The sequence below is a fragment of the Nonomuraea zeae genome, assembly GCF_005889725.1.
In the GTDB taxonomy this organism is placed as follows: Bacteria; Actinomycetota; Actinomycetes; order Streptosporangiales; family Streptosporangiaceae; genus Nonomuraea; species Nonomuraea zeae.
Window position 1 is genome coordinate 1 of record NZ_VCKX01000646.1, and the last position, 1,794, is coordinate 1,794.

At 73.2% G+C, this 1,794-nt stretch carries 1 protein-coding gene and 1 pseudogene; both read left to right on the forward strand.

Translation table 11 applies throughout. The features are described from left to right. Nucleotides 1-102 precede the first annotated feature (102 nt). Nucleotides 103-1,239 (forward strand): epoxide hydrolase family protein, encoded by a 1,137-nt coding sequence (locus tag ETD85_RS62070; protein WP_138699061.1) that lies wholly within the window; start codon nt 103-105, stop codon nt 1,237-1,239. Nucleotides 1,240-1,355: 116 nt separating this feature from the next. After that, a pseudogene (locus tag ETD85_RS62075) lies at nt 1,356-1,794 on the forward strand (hypothetical protein); the annotation flags it as partial.

The window sequence follows — 1,794 nt, forward strand, 5'->3', positions numbered from 1 at the left end:
GGCGCGGGAGGGCCGGACTGCGGTGTGCTGGAGGGCGATCGGTTTCGAGGTTGGGGCTATTGCGGAACGAAGCTCGCCGCATTCGTTCCTAGAGTCCTGGTCATGGACGAGATCACACCTTTTCGTATCGATATCCCGCAAGCCGACCTGGACGATCTGAAGGAGCGCCTGCGGCGTACCCGGTGGGCCGCGCAGTTGCCCGGCGGATGGGACAGGGGCGTGCCGGCCCCTTACCTGCGCGAGCTGGCCGCCTACTGGGGCAGCACGTTCGACTGGCGGGCCCAGGAGGGCAGGCTCAACGCGTTCCCGCAGTACACCACCGTCATCGACGGGCAGGTGATCCACTTCCTGCACGTGCGCTCGCCGGAGCCGGACGCGCTGCCGCTGATCCTCACGCACAGCTGGCCCAGCACCGTGGCCGAGTTCCTCGACGTCATCGGGCCGCTCACCGACCCGCGCGGGCACGGGCTGGACCCCGCCACGGCCTTCCACGTGGTGGCGCCGTCGCTGCCCGGCTTCGCCTTCTCCCCGTTCCCCGAGCCCGCCGACGAGCGGCCGTGGAGCATCGACCGGGTGGCGGGCACGTGGGCCGAGCTGATGGGCCGCCTCGGATACGAGCGGTACGGCGCGCAGGGCAACGACGCGGGGGCGCTCGTCACCCCGCGGCTGGCCGCCCTGGACGCCGAGCACGTGGCCGGGTCGCTCATCACGGCCGGGCTGGGCATCCCGACGGGCGACCCCGCCGAGCTGGAAGGGCTGAGCGAGGAGGAGCTGGCCGACCTGGCCGGGATGGCCGACTGGATGCACGGCGGCAGCGGGTACGGGCCCTATCTGGCGGCCAGGCCGCAGACGCTCGCGCACGGGTTCGCGGACTCGCCGGTGGCGCAGCTGGCGTACCTGGTGGAGCGGTTCAAGGAGTTCGACGGGTGGTCGGCGCCCGAGGCCGAGCCGATCAGCCGTGACCTGGTGCTCACCAACGCCAGCCTGTACTGGCTGACGGGGACCGGCGGGTCGTCGTCGTGGACGTACTACGAGGGGGCCGCGGGGCTGCCGGTCGCCCAGCGCGCGGTGCCGACCGGCGTGTCGCACGGCGGGCCCGGCGTGATGCGCCGGATCGCAGAGCGTGAGAACGACATCGTGTACTGGGGAAACGAGCACAGCCCCAGCCATATGGTCGGGCTGGCGGCGCCGGACTCGCTGGTGGCCGGCATTCGCGCTTTTTTCCGGACGATCCGGTAAGGGTGGCGAAGATTTTACCTTGGGGTCCTCGTAACCCCGTCGCCTGCGCGGTAATGCGCCTGACAGACTGAGCCGCGCCGATTACAGAGAGTCACGGGGGCGACGTGGTGGGCATCGTGGTTCAGCGGACGATCCGGATGACGGCCGTGCTGGGGGTGGCCGCGACCGCAGCCCTCACCCCACCGGCGGTCCTCGCCGCCGGTGCGGGTGCGGCGGCGTCGCCGATGTCCCCGCCGGCCGATCCAGCAGGCGCCCCCGGGTCGGTGAGCGCGCCGGGGCCCGGAGGTCCAGCGGATGTGCGGGGTTCGGCCGGGGCAGCCGGCGCCCTGGAGCCGGACGGCTCGGCCAGGATCGGCGGCGGGGCGGGCTCGGGCGGCTCGGCCAGGACCGGCGGCGTGTTGGAGCCGGGTGGCTCGGCCGGGCCTCGGGGCGCACTCGGGTCGGATGGCTCGGCCGGGAACGGGGGCGTGCTGGCGCCGGGCGGCGCTGGGGCCAGGGATGCGCTGGTGTCCGGTGGGTCGGGTGGGACTCAGGGCGTGCTGGACGGCCCAGTCG